This window comes from Rhodanobacter sp. B2A1Ga4 (assembly GCF_018101315.1).
GTDB classification, from domain to species: Bacteria; Pseudomonadota; Gammaproteobacteria; order Xanthomonadales; family Rhodanobacteraceae; genus Rhodanobacter; species Rhodanobacter thiooxydans_A.
In genome coordinates this window covers 140,921-157,980 of the sequence record NZ_JADBJR010000002.1, presented here as the reverse complement: position 1 = coordinate 157,980, position 17,060 = coordinate 140,921, and the positions used below count along the sequence as shown (strand labels likewise).

Annotated in this window: 16 protein-coding genes; 7 read left to right on the top strand and 9 right to left on the bottom strand. The window is 68.2% G+C overall.

Annotated elements, in window-relative coordinates; genetic code table 11:
* The first annotated feature begins 296 nt into the window (after positions 1-296).
* The 4 genes from IMW82_RS09350 to IMW82_RS09335 all read left to right on the top strand — a co-directional run bounded on the left by IMW82_RS09350 (position 297) and on the right by IMW82_RS09335 (position 3,777).
* The gene (locus IMW82_RS09350) at positions 297-506 is read left to right on the top strand and encodes a zinc-finger domain-containing protein (RefSeq protein ID WP_108471680.1); all 210 of its coding nucleotides are present in this window, start codon (positions 297-299) and stop codon (positions 504-506) included.
* A gap of 78 nt (positions 507-584) precedes the next feature.
* A complete protein-coding gene (locus IMW82_RS09345) occupies positions 585-1,712 on the top strand; it encodes a glycosyltransferase (RefSeq protein WP_108471679.1) in 1,128 nt (375 codons plus the stop codon).
* 60 nt (positions 1,713-1,772) lie between these two features.
* Positions 1,773-3,035, top strand: coding sequence for an O-antigen ligase family protein (locus tag IMW82_RS09340; RefSeq protein ID WP_108471678.1), 1,263 nt, complete (start codon positions 1,773-1,775; stop codon positions 3,033-3,035).
* Positions 3,025-3,777, top strand: coding sequence for a glycosyltransferase family 2 protein (locus IMW82_RS09335; RefSeq protein ID WP_108471677.1), 753 nt, complete (start codon positions 3,025-3,027; stop codon positions 3,775-3,777). Before IMW82_RS09340 ends, IMW82_RS09335 begins: the two co-directional genes overlap by 11 nt.
* A gap of 10 nt (positions 3,778-3,787) precedes the next feature.
* Here the strand turns inward: IMW82_RS09335 and IMW82_RS09330 are convergent, their stop codons facing one another.
* The 3 genes from IMW82_RS09330 to lpxL all read right to left on the bottom strand — a co-directional run bounded on the left by IMW82_RS09330 (position 3,788) and on the right by lpxL (position 6,750).
* Positions 3,788-4,864, bottom strand: coding sequence for a glycosyltransferase family 4 protein (locus tag IMW82_RS09330; RefSeq protein WP_108471676.1), 1,077 nt, complete (start codon positions 4,862-4,864; stop codon positions 3,788-3,790).
* On the bottom strand, positions 4,861-5,562 hold the full coding sequence (locus tag IMW82_RS09325) for a polysaccharide deacetylase family protein (protein ID WP_199909834.1): 702 nt from the start codon (positions 5,560-5,562) through the stop codon (positions 4,861-4,863). Before IMW82_RS09325 ends, IMW82_RS09330 begins: the two co-directional genes overlap by 4 nt.
* 270 nt (positions 5,563-5,832) lie before the next feature.
* Positions 5,833-6,750, bottom strand: a complete 918-nt coding sequence (gene lpxL, locus IMW82_RS09320) for an LpxL/LpxP family Kdo(2)-lipid IV(A) lauroyl/palmitoleoyl acyltransferase (protein WP_234411325.1) — start codon at positions 6,748-6,750, stop codon at positions 5,833-5,835.
* A gap of 138 nt (positions 6,751-6,888) precedes the next feature.
* Here lpxL and waaA point away from each other — a divergent pair, with 138 nt between their 5' ends.
* Positions 6,889-8,154: a lipid IV(A) 3-deoxy-D-manno-octulosonic acid transferase gene (gene waaA / locus IMW82_RS09315; protein ID WP_108471673.1), complete on the top strand. Its 1,266-nt coding sequence runs from the start codon at positions 6,889-6,891 to the stop codon at positions 8,152-8,154.
* Positions 8,155-8,216: 62 nt separating this feature from the next.
* Here waaA and IMW82_RS09310 read toward each other — a convergent pair whose 3' ends face one another.
* Both IMW82_RS09310 and IMW82_RS09305 read right to left on the bottom strand, forming a co-directional pair.
* Positions 8,217-9,518 (bottom strand): TolC family outer membrane protein, encoded by a 1,302-nt coding sequence (locus IMW82_RS09310; RefSeq protein WP_108471672.1) that lies wholly within the window; start codon positions 9,516-9,518, stop codon positions 8,217-8,219.
* A gap of 34 nt (positions 9,519-9,552) precedes the next feature.
* Entirely contained in the window at positions 9,553-10,212 is a 660-nt protein-coding gene (locus IMW82_RS09305; protein WP_108471671.1) for a protein-L-isoaspartate O-methyltransferase, read from the bottom strand.
* A 266-nt stretch (positions 10,213-10,478) separates the two neighbouring features.
* Here IMW82_RS09305 and IMW82_RS09300 point away from each other — a divergent pair, with 266 nt between their 5' ends.
* Together IMW82_RS09300 and IMW82_RS09295 are read left to right on the top strand one after the other, a co-directional pair.
* Complete coding sequence (locus IMW82_RS09300; protein WP_108471670.1) at positions 10,479-11,129, top strand: TetR/AcrR family transcriptional regulator; 651 nt, start codon at positions 10,479-10,481, stop codon at positions 11,127-11,129.
* Between the two features lie 129 nt (positions 11,130-11,258).
* On the top strand, positions 11,259-11,855 hold the full coding sequence (locus tag IMW82_RS09295; RefSeq protein WP_108471669.1) for a DUF892 family protein: 597 nt from the start codon (positions 11,259-11,261) through the stop codon (positions 11,853-11,855).
* Positions 11,856-11,892: 37 nt separating this feature from the next.
* Here IMW82_RS09295 and IMW82_RS09290 read toward each other — a convergent pair whose 3' ends face one another.
* The 4 genes from IMW82_RS09290 to IMW82_RS09275 all read right to left on the bottom strand — a co-directional run bounded on the left by IMW82_RS09290 (position 11,893) and on the right by IMW82_RS09275 (position 16,963).
* Positions 11,893-12,909: a zinc-binding alcohol dehydrogenase family protein gene (locus tag IMW82_RS09290; RefSeq protein ID WP_108471668.1), complete on the bottom strand. Its 1,017-nt coding sequence runs from the start codon at positions 12,907-12,909 to the stop codon at positions 11,893-11,895.
* Positions 12,910-13,206: 297 nt separating this feature from the next.
* The gene (gene ppa, locus IMW82_RS09285; protein WP_108471667.1) at positions 13,207-13,746 is read right to left on the bottom strand and encodes an inorganic diphosphatase; all 540 of its coding nucleotides are present in this window, start codon (positions 13,744-13,746) and stop codon (positions 13,207-13,209) included.
* A 97-nt stretch (positions 13,747-13,843) separates the two neighbouring features.
* On the bottom strand, positions 13,844-14,698 hold the full coding sequence (locus tag IMW82_RS09280; RefSeq protein ID WP_108471666.1) for a 2OG-Fe(II) oxygenase: 855 nt from the start codon (positions 14,696-14,698) through the stop codon (positions 13,844-13,846).
* 126 nt (positions 14,699-14,824) lie between these two features.
* Complete coding sequence (locus tag IMW82_RS09275) at positions 14,825-16,963, bottom strand: prolyl oligopeptidase family serine peptidase (RefSeq protein WP_108471665.1); 2,139 nt, start codon at positions 16,961-16,963, stop codon at positions 14,825-14,827.
* Positions 16,964-17,060 lie beyond the last annotated feature (97 nt).

Below are 17,060 nucleotides of genomic sequence, written 5' to 3'. Positions count from 1 at the left end.
GTGACCCACAAAAAACCGCGCCATCATCGGCGCGGTTTTTTTATGGGCGGATGAATCGGCTCGGTTCGCCTTCGCGTCGACGCCTTCAGCGTGAGGTGCTGGCCAGCCACCACGCCCTATTCGCCGTACTTCGACTGGGTGTTCCGCGCGCCTCGTGGGCCAGGTTGCCGTTGGCGCTGTGGGTTTTCCCGTCGCCGTGACCGGGCTCTGCTCCCGCGCCTTGCCCGCACCGTCCCCCGACGAAAGGCGGCAGCCTGCTACCATTTGCGGCCTGCTGTCCAGTCCGGAGTCTGCTGATGTCGTCCCCCCATTCCGCGGCGGTGCCGCTGGTGCCGGCAAATGCCGAAAATCGTTACGAAGTGACGCGCGCCGACCTGCCGCTGTCCTGCCCGATGCCCGGCATGGCGCTGTGGAATTCGCACCCGAGGGTATACCTGCCGATCGTCGATGACGGCGGCGAGACAGTCTGTGCCTACTGTGGCGCACATTACGTGCTGCGCGACTGATCGCACGGGCTCGCCCGGGTCGCTGGCGGCATTATTTTTGCATGCCTTCACAGAATGAAAGCCTCCAGCCCCGAGCTCATGTCCAGCATTGCCGTGCCCGTCAAGCTGCTGACTGTGGTCCAACTGATCCCTGCGCTGCAGTCCGGTGGCGCGGAGCGTTCGGCGCTGGAGATCGCGCGGGCGCTGGTGCAGGCCGGCCACCGCTCGGTGGTGATCTCGGCCGGCGGGCGGTTGGTCGAACAGCTGCAGGCCGAGGGCAGCGAGCACATCACGCTGGACCTGGGGCGCAAGTCGCTGGGCACGCTGGCCCGGCTTGGCGCCTTGCGCCGGGTGCTGCGTGAACTGAAACCGGACATCGTGCATGCCCGTTCGCGGCTGCCGGCCTGGATGGGCTGGTGGGCGCTGAAGGGGATGGCGCCACGGCCGCATTTCGTCACCACCGTGCACGGGCTCAATTCGCCGGGCCGCTACAGCGCGATCCTGCTGCGCGGCGAGCGTGTGGTGGCGGTCTCGCAGACCCTGCGCGACTACGTGCTGAGCCATTACCGCTGGCTGGAGCCGGGGCGGGTGCGGGTGATCCCGCGCGGCATCGACCCGGTGGCGTTCCCCTACGGGCACCGGCCGGACGATGCCTGGCAGAAGGCGTTCTTCGCCGAGTTCCCGGCACTGACCGGTGCGCCGCTGCTGACCCTGCCCGGCCGTGGCACCCGGCTGAAAGGGCACCACGACGCGATCGAGCTGCTGGCCGACCTGAAGCGCCGCGGCATCGAGGCGCGCCTGCTGCTGCTGGGCGTGATCGAACCCGGCCGCGAGGCCTACGTGGCCGAACTGCGCGAGCTGATCCGCGTGCGCGGAGTGAGCTCGCAGGTGGTGCTGACGCCGCCGCGCCACGACGTGCGCGACATCTACGCGATCTCGGCGCTGGTGCTGCAGCTGTCGAACCGGCCCGAATCGTTCGGGCGCACGGTGATCGAGGCACTGTCGTTGTGCCGCCCGGTGCTGGGCTATGCGCACGGCGGCGTCGGCGAATTGCTGGCCGAGCTGTATCCGGCCGGCCGCGTGCCGCCGGGCGACCGCGAGCGGCTGGTCGAGCGCGCCGCCGAGTTGCTGCGGGTGGCGCCGCCGATCTCGCCGCTGCAGAGCTACCGCCTGGTCGACATGCAGCAGGCCACGCTGGCGCTGTACGACGAAGTGACCGCCGGCTGATACCGCTGCGGGCGGACGTGCTCGCCTACAATGCGTGATCGTCTTCGCCACGGTCCGCGCATGAACTCCTTCACCACCTCGTTCAAGGCCGCGCTGCGCTCCCCGCTGTTGCCGTTCTGGCTGGTGGTCGCACTGCTGCCGTTCGGTCGCAGTTCCGAACTGGGCACCGCATTGTGCCTGCTCGGCGTTATCCTGTTGTTCGCGCGCGAGCCGCACGCACTGCGCCAGCATCCCGGGGCACAGCTGCTGCTGTGGCTGCTGGCCGCCTACGTGGGGGCCGCGCTGCTCTCTGCCGTCGACGCGATCCGGCCGGGCAAGAGCTGGAGCACGGTGGTCGCCTTGCTGCGTTATGCGCCACTGGGCCTGTACGCCTGTTTCGCGATCCGCCGCGAGCACAAACTGCAGGCGCTGTACGTGGCCGTGGCCTGGGTGCTGGCGTTGTGGTGCGCGGATGCGTGGCTGCAGGCGCTGACCGGCTGGAGCCTGGGCGGACATGCCGAGGCCGAGCGTGTTTCCGGCATCTTCGGTGCGGACAATCTCAAGCTGGGGCCGACCCTGGCGGTGCTGTCGCCGTTCGCGTTGTGGGCGGCACAACGACGCTGGGGACTGCCCGGCCTGCTGCTCGCCTTCGTGCTGATACTCGGCCCGGTGCTGCTGGCCGGTTCGCGCGCGGCCTGGCTGTGCTACGCGCTGGTGGCGCTGGGCTTCGCCTGGCGCGAGGCGCGCTCGCCGCTGCGCTTCGCCGGATTCTGCGTGATCGCAACGGTGCTGTTGGCGCTGGCCGGCGGCCTCGCCTGGAAAGCCTCGACGCGGTTCCACGACCGCATGGAGCGCACCTTGCTGGTGCTGCACGGCACGGACCAGTCGCTCGACACCGCGCTCAGCGGTCGGCTCGACATCTGGCACGCCAGCATCAGGATGTTCGCGGCGCACCCGGTCAACGGCGTCGGCGTGCGCGGCTTCCGCTACGCGTATCCGCAGTACGCGCCGGCGAACGATCACTTCGTGGCCACCGGCGAGGCCTGCGGCGTGGGCGAAGGCGCCTGCCACGCGCACCAGCTGGTGTTGGAGGTGCTGACCGAAACAGGCACGCTCGGCCTCGCGCTGTGGCTGGCCGCGGTCGCGCTGGCGTGGCGCGCGTGGCGCCGGGTCGGTGCGGCGGCGCGCTCGCGTGCGTTTCCGGCCACGCTGGCGCTGGGCGTGATGCTGTTTCCGTTGAACACCCACCTGGCGTTCTATTCGGCGTGGTGGGGGTTGCTGTTCGCCTGGCTGCTCGGCCTGTGGTGCGCAGGGTTGTACGTGGAGGGCGACGATGGGGCGTGAGCTGCTGTCGGTGGTGGTGACCACCTTCAACAGCGCCGGCACGCTCGATGCCTGCCTGCGCGGGGTGAGCTGGGCCGACGAGATCGTGGTGCTGGATTCGGGCTCGACCGACGCCACCACGGCGATCGCCGCGCACTATGGCGCGCGCATCCACGCGCAGCCGTTCGCCGGCTACAGCGCGCAGAAGCAGGCGGCGATCGACCTGGCCGGCCATCGCTGGGTGCTGCTGCTGGATTCCGATGAATCACTGGACGCGGATGCCGCAGCGCATCTGCAACAGGCGCTGTTGGCGCCGGCCTACGCGGGTTACCAGTTGTGGCGGCGCGAGTGGCAGTTCTGGCGCTGGCAGTCGCGACGCGGCCGGCTCAACCACTACGTGCGCCTGTTCGACCGGCAACGCGCGCGCATGAGCGGCCACGAAGTGCACGAGGAAGTGCAGGTGGATGGCCCGGTGGGCGTGCTCGACGTGGTCATCGACCATCATGGCGAGCCCGACATCGCCGGTCGCGTGGCCAAGGCGAACCGCTACTCCAGCCTGCAACAGGCCGACCTGGCCGGGCGACGGGTGAGCTGGCTGCGCTTGCGCATGGTGGCGTATCCGACGGTGGCGTTCCTGCGTTATTACGTGCTGCGCGGACACTGGCGTTCCGGCTGGGCCGGTTTCATCGCGGCGCGCATCCACGCGTTCTACACGTTCCTGAAATACGCCAAGCTGTACGAGCGGCGGCGGCCGCGGCACTGACCCGGCGGGGTCAACCGCCGGTCAGTATCTGCAGGAACTGGGCGGCGATCACCGGCATGCTGAAATGCTGTTGCACGTAGTCGTGTGCAGCGGCGCCCATCGACGCCAGCAGGTCCGGATCGCACAGCTTCAGGATCGCCTCGCGCCACGCCGCCACGTCGCTCGGTGGCAGCAGCAGGCCCGTCACGCCCGCTTGCAGCGTCTCGGGAATCCCGCCGATGTCGCTGCCCAGTACGGGAACGCCGGCGGCCTGCGCCTCGACCGAGACCCGCCCGAAGGTTTCCGTGGCGATCGACGGGAAGGCCAGCATGGAGAATGCGCTGTAATAGGGATGGATGTCGTTGATCCAGCCCAGGAAGTGGTGCCGGCTCGCGCTCGCATCCGCGGCGGCTAGCGCGCGCAGGGCCGGCGCATCCGGGCCGTCGCCCAGCCACAGGCAATGCAGCCGCGGCTGTTCCACCATCGCCGCGCTGGCCGCTTCGAACAGCGGGAAGATACCCTTGCCGCGGTGCATGCGGCCGCTGTAGCCGAGCACGATCACGTCCTCGTCCAGGCCGAGCGTGTGCAGAATCGCGCGGCGTTGGCGCGGGTCGCGCCGGCACTGCGCGGTGTTGACCGGGTTGTAGAGCACCCGCACGAGGGAGCCCGGGACGCCTCGATCCAGGTAGGCCTGGCGCGCGTGCTGCGAGACGGCGAGGAAGCGTTGCGCGAGGCGCGGGATCAGCCACGCGGAAATGCGTTTCATCGGCGGCGTGCGGTGCCGGAACAGCGCTACCGGAATGCGCAGCAGCCGTCCGATCAGGATCAGCGGCCAGTATTCCTTGCCGAAATTGCCCACCAGCCAGTCCGGTTTCAGCTGTCGCGCTGCCTTGATGACGGCGACATAGCCACGCAGGTCGAACACGTTGCGGAATCTCGCCCCGTACCGGCGGACTTCGGACTGGGACAAGCCCTGCCAGATCAGGCCATCGGGATAGACCACCGCATCGACCTGATGCCCGGCCTCGGCCATCGCCTGCGCCAGGGCGACGAAGTGGCTGGCGGCCCCGGTGTTCTCGGGGTTGGTGCCGACAAAGAGCAGTTTCACGCGCGGCGGTCCTCATAGCGCGACAGCACCCGCAGGGCGAACTGCGGCAGCAGGTGGTGGCGCGCCACCTGCACCCGCGGCAGTTGCCACAGGTCCATGCCGGCGCGGGCCCGGCCGCGCCGGGTGGTGGTCGCGGCGGCGAAGCCGGCCGCGCGCGCCACGCCGGCCACGCGGTCGTCGGCGTCGCCATACGGGTAGCAGAACTGCGTGATGGGCGCGCCGAGGCGGTCCTCCAGCGTCGCCTTGCTGCCGTGGATCTCGTCGTGCAGCTGCGCGTCATCGCATTGCGTCAGCCGGGGGTGGCTGCGGCTGTGCGCGCCGACTTCCATGCCGCCGCGGTGCCAGTCGCGCAGTTGCCCCGCCGACATCAGCGGCTTGCGCACGCCCAGTCGTTCGGCGTCCCACTGGTTGTACCGCCCGATGCTGCCGCTGACGACGTAGCAGGTGGCGCTGAAGCCGTGGCGCTGCAGGATCGGCAGGGCGGCGTCCAGGTTGTCGGCGTAGCCGTCGTCCAGCGTGATGACGGCGATGCGGCCGCGGCGTTCGCCCTGCAGGTACGGCATGGCGGCCGACATCGACAGCCCGGTGTAGCCGAGCCGGCGCAGCAGCCACATCTGCCGCGCGAAGGCGGCCGGGCTCACGAACAGGCTGCGGTACACGCGCAGGTCGCGCGGGGCGTGCGCGATGTTGTGGTACATGAGGATGGGTACGGCGGGTGTGCCCTGCACGGCGTCGTCATTCACTTTTCCAGCTCCTGATGCCGGTGCGGCGCAAGGGAGTGACGCGCCGTCGCGCAGTTCCACTCCAGCCCGGCGTGCCGCAGGCCCCGAGGGGCTTGCCGTCGTCGCGGATCGGGGTGGTTGCGCCAGGTCGCCACTCCGGTGCGATGCGGGTCGCCTGAGTCGACCCGGTTCCCGGAAGTGGCGCAATTTTCGGCGGGCCAGGCTTTCACCCGGCTGTCGGAGGGATCAGTAGATCGCGGGGGCGCCGGGCGGGCGGGTCTTGAAACGCTTGTGCACCCACAGGTATTGCTCGGGCGCCTCGCGCACCATCTGTTCGATGCAGGCGTTGACGCGGGCGGTGTCGGCCACCACGTCGGTGCCGGGGAAGCCATCCAGCGCTGCGCCCAGGCGCAGCGCGTAACCCTCGCCGTCGGGCAGGCGGCGATGGAAGAACGGGATCACCAGCGCGCCGGACATCCGCGCCAGGTGATGGGTGGCGGTGATGGTGGCCGCCGGCACGCCGAAGAACGGCACGAACACGGTGTCCTTGCTGCGCATGTCCTGGTCCGGCGCGTACCACAGCGTGCCGCCGCCGCGCAGGTACTTCACGGTGCCGCGCAGGTCGTCCTTCTCGAACATCGCGTCGGCGTAGTCCAGTCGCGCGCGCAGCACCGCCCACTCGAACACGGCCGAGTCCATCCGCCGGTACATGCCGGCGATGCGGATGCGCTGCGAGACCAGCCGCGCGCACAGCTCCAGGTGCGAGAAGTGCCCGCCGACCAGCAGTACGCCCTTGCCCTGCGCACGCGCCGCTTCGAGGTGTTCCAGTCCCTCGATGCGGGTCGGGATGCTGGCCATGCGGCGGTCGCTGCCCATCCAGCCCAGCGCGAATTCCACCAGCATCAGGCCGATGTCGCGCAGGTTCGCGTCGACCAGCGCGGCACGCGCGGCGGCATCGAGTTCGGGAAAGCACAGCGCGATGTTCGCCGCGGCGATGTGCCGCCGTTCGGAAGGGATTCGCGGCACCAGTGCGCCGAGCCGGCGGCCCAGCCACATCAGCGCGCGCTGCGGCAGCCGCGCGATCAGCCAGATCGCGCCCACGCCCAGCCATGCCGGCCAGTGGCGCGGTGCAAGCAGCGAACGGGTGAAGGTGGGGCGGGGCATGCCGGGCATCGTGCGCATTGTAGTGGAGGCGGGGAAACGGGAACGGTGGGCGGCAGCGTGCCGCATGCTTCGGCTCCGCGTGCCGTTCCCGCTCGTCCGCTCTCGTATACTGCCGCGCTGGACTGACGGGCCGTGACGTTGCGCTACCTCTATACCCTCGCGATGTTCCTGGTGACGCCGCTGCTGGTGCTGCGGCTGCTGGCGCGCGGGGTGCGCTCGCGGCCCTACCATCGGCGCTGGCCGGAACGCTTCGGCTTCTTCGATCCGCCCGGCTTCAGCGGCAGCCTGTGGGTGCATGCGGTGTCGGTAGGCGAGGTGAATGCCGCCGAGCCGCTGATCAAGGCGTTGCGACGCGACTACCCGAACGCGCCGCTGGTGATCACCACGGTCACCCCGACCGGCACCGCGCGCGTGCAGCAGCTGTTCGGCGACAGCGTGTTCCACGTCTACCTGCCGTACGACCTGCCGTACTCGGTAGGCCGCTTCCTGAAGAAGATCCGGCCGCGGCTGGCGCTGATCGTCGAAACCGAGATATGGCCGAACCTGTACTTCGCCTGCCGCCGGCGCGGCATTCCGCTGATGATCGTCAACGCGCGCCTGTCGGAGCGCTCGCTGCGCGGCTACAAGCCGCTGCGCGGGCTGCTGCGCTCGGCACTGCGCTGCGTGCGCCTGATCGCGGCGCAGTCGCGCACCGACGCCGCGCGCTACCGCCTGCTCGGCGCCGATCCGGAACAGGTGCTGGTGACCGGCAACATGAAGTTCGACATGCCGATACCCGACGGCGCGGTGGCCGAAGGCGCCACGATGCGCGGGCACTGGGGGCCGCGGCGACCGGTATGGATGGCGGCCAGCACCCATGAAGGCGAGGAGCTGGCGGTGCTGGAGGCGCACCTGCAGGTGTTGCAGCGCCTGCCCGACGCATTGCTGCTGCTGGCGCCGCGCCATCCGGAACGCTTCAGGCTGGTCGAGCATGCGGCGCGCAGCCTCGGCTTCACGGTCGCCACGCGCAGCCTCGAAGGCGTGCCGTCGGTCGCGCACCAGGTGTTCGTGATCGATGCGATGGGGCAGTTGATGCCGTTCTTCGCGGCCTCAGACCTGGCCTTCGTCGGCGGCAGCCTGGTGCCGATCGGCGGCCACAACGTGCTGGAGCCGGCGGCGCTGTCGGTGCCGGTGCTGGTGGGGCCGCACACCTTCAACTTCGAGGAGATCACCCGCAGCCTGATCGAGGAAGGCGGCGCCGAACGCGTGGCGGACGCCGCGGGGTTGGGGCCGGCCGCGCTGAAGCTGCTGCTCGATGCGGCGAAGCGCGCGCGCATGGGGCAGGCTGCGCAGAGCGTCTTCGAGCGCGAGCGCGGCGCGGTGCAGCGGGTCATGCGGCTGATCGATATCCTGCTGCAGGAATGACGGCGCGAAAACAAAACGGCCGGGCATGACCCCGGCCGTTTTTGCTGGCAACCTGCGGCGGCTTATTGCAGCAGCGCGTTGATTTCCTCGATGTCCTTCAGGTCGGCGGTGCCGGCGGTCTGCTTGAGCAGCAGCTTGTTCAGGATGAATTGGTGGCGGGCCTGCGAGTAGCTGCTCTCCGAGGAGGTCAGCGTCTGGATCGCCAGCAAGACGTTGGTCATTGTCTGGGTGCCCACCTCGAAGCCGGCGCGGGTGGCTTCGAGCGCCTTCTGGCCGGAATCCACCGAGGCCTTGGCCGATTCCACCTGGGCGATGCCGGCGATCACCGAGCGGTAGTAATTGAGCGTGTCGCGCACCACCTGGCGGCGCTGCGACTCCAGCGCATCGGTGGCGGCATCGCGCTGGTAGATCGACTGGCGCACGCGCGACTGGGTCGCGCCACCGGAGAAGATCGGCACGTTCAGGGTCAGCCCGATCGTGGTCGAGGAGGGGTCGCGGTAGCGGGCCGCGGCGTTGCTTTCCGACCAGCCGGCGCCCTTGCCGTAGCTGACGCCGGCGGTGATCGTCGGCAGATGCCCGGCACGCGCGGCGCTGATGTTGTGCTGCGCGGTTTCCACGTTGTTTTTCTGGGCGAGCAGGTTGGGGTTGGTTTCCAGCGCCTGCTTGACCCAGCTGTCCTGGTCGGCTGGCACCGGCGGCTGCATCGGCAGGTCGTCGCGCAGCTTCTTCAGGTCGCCGGTCGGCTTGCCGGTGATCTGGGTAAGCGCCTCGCGGGCATCGTTCAGCGCGTTCTGCGCGGCGATGGTCTGCGACTTCGCTGCCTCATAGTAGGCCTTGGCCTGGTACACGTCGGTGATCGCCGATAGGCCGACCTTGAAGCGCTGGTCGGACTGCTCGTACTGCTGGCGGAACGCGTCCTCGTTGGCCTTGGCGTAGGTCAGTTCGTCCTCGCTGGTCAGCACGCCGAAGTAGGCCGCGGCCACGCGCCCGTAAAGATCCTGCGCCGCCGCCTGGTAGAACTCGTCCTGCGCGTTCGACGCCGAATGGGCGGCCTTGAGGTTGGCGTACTTGCTGAAGTCGAGCACGGTCTGGCTGAGCGTGCCGTTGATCGAACGCGAGCGGCTGTGGCCGATCTGGTTGCCGCCGTTGGTCTGGTTGAGGCTCATGCTGGCGCCGATCTGCGGCAACAGCAGTGCGCGCGCCTGGTTCACCCCTTCGCCGGTGGCCAGCCGGGTGGCGTCGGCCTGCGACAGCACCGGATCATTGGTGCGCGCTTCGCGGTAGGCATCGAGCAGATCCTCGCCGTGGCCGGGCAGCGAGACGGCGGCCAGGGCCAGGGCAAGAGTGAGCAGCTTCAAACGCATGGGGTGCCTCGTGGGGATCGATTCGGGGGCGAAGTCAGAACACGAACCGTTGCGGCGGCTCGGCATGGGTGAGGTAGGGCAGGTCGGTTTCGAACAGGGTCTCTTCGCGATAGCGGCCGGCGCCTTCATGAGTGAGCAAGGTGGCCTGTTGCACCGGCGACTGGCCACGGATCACCAGCGCGCGCGCGCCGGGCTTGAGCCAGGCCAGCCAGCGTGGCGGGATCGCGTGTACTGCCCCGGTCACCACCAGCGCATCGAACAGGCCATCGGGCTGCCACTCGTGGACCGCCTCGCCGGTGGCCAGGCTGACATTGGCGATGCCGGCGGCCTGCAGGCGCCGTGCGGCGAGCGCGGTGAAATCGGCATGGATGTCGACGCTGCTGACCTGGGCAGACAGGCTGGCCAGGCAGGCGGTGAGGAAGCCCGAGCCGGTGCCGATTTCCAGCACGCGGTCGCCGGGCAGCAGTTCCAGCGCCTGCAGCACGCGGCCTTCCACCACCGGCTTCATCATTACCTCGCCATGGCCCAGCGGCAGGCACAGGTCGGCGAAGGCCAGCTGGCGGTGCTCGGTGGCGACGAAATCCTCGCGGCGCACGCGGCCGAGCACGTCCAGCACGCGGCCGTCCAGTACTTCCCACGGGCGCACCTGGTTTTCCACCATGTTCAGCCGTGCCTGCTCGATATTCATCGCCATCTGCTCGTGTCCCGTGCGGATCGAAAAAAGGTCAAAAAGGATAAGCGCTCGCGCCTGCTCCTACAATGACACGCTCCGATGGTGGCAAGCCTGCCGGGTGCACGGCAGCACACGAAGTGCCGGAAGTCACCGCAACGGGTTGACGAGCGTCATCCATTGTCGTGCAGGCGCGGGAGGTGCCGGAGCCGAGGTTCCGGCGCGTTCTGGAAAATAATTGAACCGCTGCGTATAATAAAGCGAGAGTTTACGTTTGGGAAGGTGGAGGCATGAATATCAGCGCGCAAATCAAACCCCAGGGTCCCGGTCGCCCGAAGGACATGGAGAAGCGTGCGGCGATCCTGGCGGCGGCCAAGGCGCTGTTCATCCGCAATGCGTTTGCCGGTACCAGCATGGACGCGATCGCGTCGGAAGCCGGCGTGTCCAAGCTCACCGTGTACAGCCATTTCGGCGACAAGGACAACCTGTTCCGCGAAGTGATCCGTTCGCGCATCCAGGATCTGTTGCCGGAAGAAACCTATTTCTTCGATCCGCGGGCGGATATCCGCGAGACGCTGCTGCGGGTGGCGCTGACCCATGCCCACCTGGATTGCAACGCCGAAACGGTCGGCACGTTCCGCGCCATCCTCAGTGACTGCCGCCAGGGCAATCCGCGCTACGGCAAGCTGATCTGGGAAGAGGGCGCATCGCGTACGCATGGCCTGATGGAACGTCTGCTGCAGCAGGCGGTTGACGCCGGCAAGCTCGACATCGACGATGTGGCGCGCGCCAGCGGGCAGTTCCTCAGCCTGATCAAGGGCAATCTGATGATGCGCCAGATGTTCGGCTGCACTGAATGCCCCGAGAGCTATGCCGAGGAAATCGAGAGCACGGCGCGGGCTGGCGTCGAGGTGTTCCTGCGCGCCTACCAGCCGCGCTGAATTGCCGCACGCGAACCGGGCCAGGTGAAGACCTCTTCACCTGGCTTTTTCATGCGCGTTCCTAGGCTGGGGTTTTCGACGGTACTGCACGCCCATCGGTACCCATCCCCGCGTCCGCAGGAGCAAGCCATGGCCAAGAGCAAGCCGTTCGTCAGCGACATCGAGAACATCCGCAAGCGCGCACGCCAGGATATCGACAGGGGTGCGATGACGGCGGGTTACCGTGCCGATCGCGGAATGGTGGTCAAGCTGCTCAACCATGCACTGGCCACCGAGATCGTCTGCGTGCTGCGCTACAAGTACCACTACTACATGGCCTCGGGCATCCACTCGCAGTCGATCAAGGCCGAGTTCCTGCAGCACGCGAACGAGGAACAGGGCCACGCCGACCTGCTCGCCGAACGGATCACCCAGCTCGGCGGCAAGCCGAACCTGTCGCCGGAAGGCCTGCTCAGCCGCAGCCATGCCGACTACGTCGAGGGCGAGGACATCGTCGACATGATCAAGGAAGACCTGGTTGCCGAACGCATCGCCATCGACAGCTACCGCGAGGTGATCGACTACGTCGGCAGCGCCGACCCGACCACCCGCCGCGTGCTGGAAGGCATCCTGGCGATGGAGGAAGAGCATGCCGAGGACATGAACACCCTGCTGGAGCAGCTTGGCAAGAAGGGCGAGCCAGCCAGGCCGTCGCCGGCCAGGAAAGCCACAGGCAAGCGCGGCTGATCACCCGGCGGCACACCTGCACGTCGCCGATGACGCCTCACCAGCCGGCCAGCACCAGCTTGCCGATCGTGCGCCCCGATTCCAGCCGGCGATGCGCCTCGCGCAGGTTCGCCGCGTTGATCGGCGCCAGCGTCTCGCTGCGCGTGCCGCGCAGTGCGCCGGCGTCGATCAGCCTGGCGACGCGGTCGAGGATGCGGCCCTGCTCGGCCATGTCGGCGGTGCCAAAGCGCGGCCGCGCGAACATGAATTCCCAGTGGATGCCGATGCATTTGGCCTTGTACGGGTCGCCGATCCTCAGTGCGCCGGCCGGCTCCACGACCAGGCCGACGTGGCCCTGCGGTGCCAGCAACTGGCCGATCGCGTCCCAGTAGCGATCGGTATCGGCGAGGTTGAGCACGGCGTCCACCTGGCCGAAACCCAGTGCTTCGAGTTGGGGTGCCAGTGCATGGCGGTGGTTGACCACGTGCTGCGCACCCATCGTGCGGCACCAGTCGATGGTCTCGGGGCGCGAGGCAGTGGCGATCACCGTGAAGCCGGCGCGTCGCGCCAGCTGGATTGCAATCGAGCCCACCCCGCCGGCACCGCCGATCACCAGCAGCGAACTGCCTTCGCCGCCGTGTTCGCTGTCGAACGGCATGCGCTGGAACAGCAGCTCCCACGCGGTGATTGCGGTCAGCGGCAACGCCGCCGCCTCGGCCGGGTCCAGTGAACGCGGCGCATGCCCGACCAGGCGTGCGTCGACCAGCTGGAACTGCGCGTTGCTGCCGGCGCGGGTGACGTCGCCGGCGTAGTACACGCGGTCGCCTGGCTGGAAACCGTGGACCGAGTCGCCGATCGCCTCCACCACGCCGGCGGCGTCGTAGCCGAGCACCTTCGGCTGCGCCTCGATCTGCGGCTTGGGCGAACGGAGCTTGGTGTCGACCGGATTCACCGAGACTGCCTCCACGCGCACCCGCAGGTCGTGCGCGCCGGGCACCGGCGTGGGCAGTTCGACGTCGAGCAACGATTGCGGGTCATCGATCGGCAGGTAGCGGGTGAGGGCGACGGCTTTCATGGGGTGACTCCGGCAGCAGACCGGGAGGGGCAGTGCCGGCAGCGGGGTGCGCTCGGCGAATGGCCCGCTCCCGCGGAGCGACAAGGATACGGCGGCAGCCCGCCCGCCGCCGAGATCCGGTGGGTGCCGTCGAGGTGCCGATAGCCGTGACACGCAGCGGATGGAAGCTGAGGGCCGGTCCCGCATGTGCCCCGCGTCCCGTCCGGCCGCGGTTGGCCAAAACGCACAAACCCCGCCGAAGCGGGGTTTGTGCGCGGTACAGCCACGTGTTCCGCAGGGAGTCCGCAGCTGGCAGGTTCAGCCGCTGATCGCGTCCTGGTAGCGCTGGAAGCCGGCCAGGATCTCGGCCTTCGCCTCGTCGGCGCCGACCCAGCCCTCGACCTTCACCCACTTGCCCTTCTCCAGATCCTTGTAGTGCTCGAAGAAGTGGCCGATGCGTTCCAGCCAGTGCGGCGAGACGCCTTTCATGTCGTTGATGTGCGCATAGCCGGGGAACACCTTGGGCGAGGGGATCACCACCAGCTTCTCGTCGGCGCCGGCCTCGTCGGTCATCTTCAGCATGCCGACCGGATGGCAGCGGATCACCGAACCCACGGCCAGCGACAGCGGCAGGATCACCACCGCGTCCAGCGGATCACCGTCGCCGCCCAGCGTGCGCGGCACGTAGCCGTAGTTGCACGGGTAGCGCATCGGGGTGGACAGGATGCGGTCGACGAAGATCGCGCCGCTTTCCTTCTCCACCTCGTACTTGACCGGCTCGGCATCCTTGGGGATTTCGATGATGACGTTGATTTCGTCCGGCACGTTGCGGCCGGCGGAGACGAGGTGCAGACCCATGGACTGTCCTTGGCGGTAAAGGAGGGAAAAGAAGGTCTGCAAGGATACGCCAAACGCTGCTGCGATGCAGCAGCGACGGGCTTCGCCGCGCCGGCGCTCAGGCCTTCCCCGGTTTCCTGTAAGGCCGCTCGCGCAGCCACTTGGTGGCGATCCATTTTTCGCCCTGAAGCACCGGCAGCCCGGCATGCAGGGACGTGCGGTCGCCGCCCTCGTAGGCGAAATAGACGGCCGAACCGCGGCGCGCGGTGACGGTCAGGCCGATCTCGGGGAAGGCCGTGCCGCCGCCCTGTGCGGGTGTGTTGAGGTACATCACCACGCTGGCGATGCGCTGGCCGCCCACCGCGGTGATCGCGCCATAGCCGGGTTGCTCCGGGTCGAACCAGTCGAAGTGCGGCTCGTACTCCTGGCCCGGCAGGTAATGCAGGATCTGCAGCCCTTCGCCGTGATTCACCGGCACACCGAGCAGGGCCGCCAGGCGCTGTTCGATCCGGGTGACCAGGGGCAACTCGTTCAGCGTGAAGAACATGCCTTCGCTGGTGCGCCGGTGATCGACCTGCTGCCGGCCTTCGGCGTCCACGGTGAGCGCGCGCTGCAGGCGTGGCCGGGCCAGCTCGATCAGCTCGGCGCATTCCTGCTCGGTGAGCATGCCATCGAGCACACGCAGGGTCGGCGTTTCCGCACTGAGCGAGACCTGGATGGTGTGGCCGCCGATGCTGACTTCGGGTGCCTCGGGGTGTTTTGTGCGCAGGCCACGCGGTGCAGCCTTGTCGGTACTCGCCTGCAGGGTGGCCAGCGGCAGCTTCAGCACTTCGGCGACGATGCTGCGGCTCTGTCGCGGGTCGTAGCCGTTTTCCTTCATCAGCCGCAGCACGTCCGGCACGCCATGGCCGGCACGGGTTGTGGCGAGAATCCATTCGCGCAGTTCAGGGCTGATCGTGATTCGTGAAGACATGGCGATGTGCGTGGTCAGGCAATACAGCAGATTACTTCACCGCGAAGGTCGGTGAAGTCCGGCCGGCCAGATGAAGCGAGCCGGCAAGAGCCGGCTCGCCTGGATGGCGTGAGGCGAGGAGTCGTCTTATTTCAGCTGGTCCCACAGGAAGTCATACGCCATCGCATGCATGTGCGCCGACTGCTGGTTGTCTGCGCCGGCACCGTGGCCACCTTCCAGGTTCTCGTAGAACCACACGTCCGGATGGCCCTGCGCCTGCATTTTCGCGGCCATCTTGCGCGCCTGCACCGGGCCGACGCGGTCGTCGCTGGTGGCGGTGTAGAACAGCACCGGCGGATAGTGGCTGTCCTTTTTCACGTTCTGGTAAGGCGAGAAGGTCTTGATGAAGTTCCAGTCGGCCGTGTCCGGGTTGCCGTACTCGGCCATCCACGAGGCGCCGGCGGACAGGTGGATGTAGCGCTTCATGTCCAGCAACGGCACCTCGCAGGCGATCGCGCCGAACAGCTGCGGGTAGATCGTGAGCATGTTGCCCATCAGCAGGCCGCCGTTGCTGCCGCCTTCGGCGCCGAGGTGTTGCGCCGAGGTCACGCCGCGCTTCACCAGATCCTCGGCTACCGCGGCGAAGTCCTCGTACGCACGCGGGCGATTCGCCTTCAGCGCGGCCTGGTGCCACTGCGGGCCGTACTCGCCGCCGCCGCGGATGTTGGCGATCACGTAGACGCCGCCGCGCTCGAGCCAGGCGCGGCCGACGCTGCCGCTGTATTGCGGCTGCAGCGAGACCTCGAAGCCGCCGTAGCCGTACAGCAGGGTGCGGTTGGAGCCGTCCCGCTTGAGGTCCTTCGGGGCGATTTCGAAATACGGCACGCGGGTGCCGTCCTTCGACTGCACGAAGTGCTGGCTGACCATGAATTTCGCGGCGTCGAAGAACGCCGGCGCCTGCTTGACCGTCTCGGCCGCCGCGCCGTCCAGCACACCGCGCTGCAGCGACGACGGGGCGAGGAAGCCGGTGACGTCGAGCCAGTACTCGTCGCTGTGGTCGGGATCGGTGTCGATCACGTTGATCGTGCTCATCGCCGGCGCACCGGCCATCGCCGCGCGCTTCCAGCCGCCGCCGGGCGTGACCGTCTGCGGCGGAGTCAGCACCTCCAGCCGGCTTTTCACGTCGTCCATCAGGTTGAGGATCAGGTGGTGCCTGGTCCAGGCGTACGAGTCCAGCGAGGTATGCGCGTCGGGCTCGAACAGCACGGTGAAGTGGCGCTTGCCGGCCATGAAGCTGTCGAACGGTGCCGCCAGCAGTGCGCCGGCAGGATAGGTGGTGCCGTCCACCGTCCACGGCGAGCGGGTGCGCACCAGCAGCCAGTCGCGGTGGGCATCGGCTTCCGCGTCTGCCGGCACTTCGACGCGGGCCAGCTTGCCATCGAAGCGCTGGTACAGGTCGCTGTGGTAGAAATCCCGGGCGACGGAAACGAAGTCGCGCTCGTAGCCCGGCGTGCGGTCGTGGTATGCGCTGACCGCCAGGTCGCTCGGCTTGCCCTCGTACACCGTGCTGGCCGCCGCCAGTGGCGTGCCGCGCTTCCACTCCTTGACGATGCGCGGGTAGCTCGATTCGGTCATCGAACCGGGGCCGAAGTCGGTGCCGACGTAGAGGGTGTTGTCGTCGATCCAGCCGACCTGGCTTTTCGCCACCGGCAATTCGAAGCCGCCCTTCACGAACGCCTTGTGCGGGATGTTGAACTCGCGCACCACGGTGGCGTCGCCGCCGTCGGGCGACAGTGAGACCAGACAGCGTTCGAACGCCGGCTTCAGGCATTGCACGCCCTTGAACACCCAGCGTTTGTCCTCGACCTGGTTCAGCCCGTCGACGTCCAGCAGCACTTCCCATGCCGGCTCGGCCTTGCGGTACTCGGCCAGCGTGGTGCGCCGCCAGACGCCGCGCGGATGCGCCTTGTCGCGCCAGAAGTTGTACAGGTGGTCGCCCATGCGGTTGACGTAGGGGATGCGCGCCTCCGAGTCGAGCACTTCGAGGATGCTGTTGCGGGTGCGCGTGAATTCGGCGTTGTCGACGAACCGCTTCGCGGTGGTCGCGTTCTGCTGTTTCACCCAGTCCAGCGCGCGCGCGCCATGGATGTCCTCCAGCCACAGGAACGGATCATCGCCGGCTGGAGCATTCACGGGCGCGGGTTTGGGGGTGGTGTCGCGGGCATGGCTGTCGTTCATGCCCGTCAGTGTGACGCCGAGTGCCAGCATCAGCCATACCGATTTCATGGTGTGCCCCAGAAGCGAGTAAAGGTAATGCGGGCGCGGCCCGCCGTCGGTCGAGCGTAACCGTCCGGGCATGCGGCCGCCCGTGACTAAAGTCAGG

Excerpts from the sequence above, each read along its gene's own strand:
- IMW82_RS09350 (WP_108471680.1), top strand. The coding sequence starts at position 297 with ATGTCGTCCCCCCATTCCGCGGCGGTGCCGCTGGTGCCGGCAAATGCC.
- IMW82_RS09345 (WP_108471679.1), top strand. The coding sequence starts at position 585 with ATGTCCAGCATTGCCGTGCCCGTCAAGCTGCTGACTGTGGTCCAACTG.
- IMW82_RS09340 (WP_108471678.1), top strand. The coding sequence starts at position 1,773 with ATGAACTCCTTCACCACCTCGTTCAAGGCCGCGCTGCGCTCCCCGCTG.
- IMW82_RS09335 (WP_108471677.1), top strand. The coding sequence starts at position 3,025 with ATGGGGCGTGAGCTGCTGTCGGTGGTGGTGACCACCTTCAACAGCGCC.
- IMW82_RS09325 (WP_199909834.1), bottom strand. The coding sequence starts at position 5,562 with ATGTACCACAACATCGCGCACGCCCCGCGCGACCTGCGCGTGTACCGC.
- lpxL (WP_234411325.1), bottom strand. The coding sequence starts at position 6,750 with ATGCCCCGCCCCACCTTCACCCGTTCGCTGCTTGCACCGCGCCACTGG.
- IMW82_RS09310 (WP_108471672.1), bottom strand. The coding sequence starts at position 9,518 with ATGCGTTTGAAGCTGCTCACTCTTGCCCTGGCCCTGGCCGCCGTCTCG.
- IMW82_RS09305 (WP_108471671.1), bottom strand. The coding sequence starts at position 10,212 with ATGGCGATGAATATCGAGCAGGCACGGCTGAACATGGTGGAAAACCAG.
- IMW82_RS09300 (WP_108471670.1), top strand. The coding sequence starts at position 10,479 with ATGAATATCAGCGCGCAAATCAAACCCCAGGGTCCCGGTCGCCCGAAG.
- IMW82_RS09295 (WP_108471669.1), top strand. The coding sequence starts at position 11,259 with ATGGCCAAGAGCAAGCCGTTCGTCAGCGACATCGAGAACATCCGCAAG.
- IMW82_RS09290 (WP_108471668.1), bottom strand. The coding sequence starts at position 12,909 with ATGAAAGCCGTCGCCCTCACCCGCTACCTGCCGATCGATGACCCGCAA.
- ppa (WP_108471667.1), bottom strand. The coding sequence starts at position 13,746 with ATGGGTCTGCACCTCGTCTCCGCCGGCCGCAACGTGCCGGACGAAATC.
- IMW82_RS09280 (WP_108471666.1), bottom strand. The coding sequence starts at position 14,698 with ATGTCTTCACGAATCACGATCAGCCCTGAACTGCGCGAATGGATTCTC.
- IMW82_RS09275 (WP_108471665.1), bottom strand. The coding sequence starts at position 16,963 with ATGAAATCGGTATGGCTGATGCTGGCACTCGGCGTCACACTGACGGGC.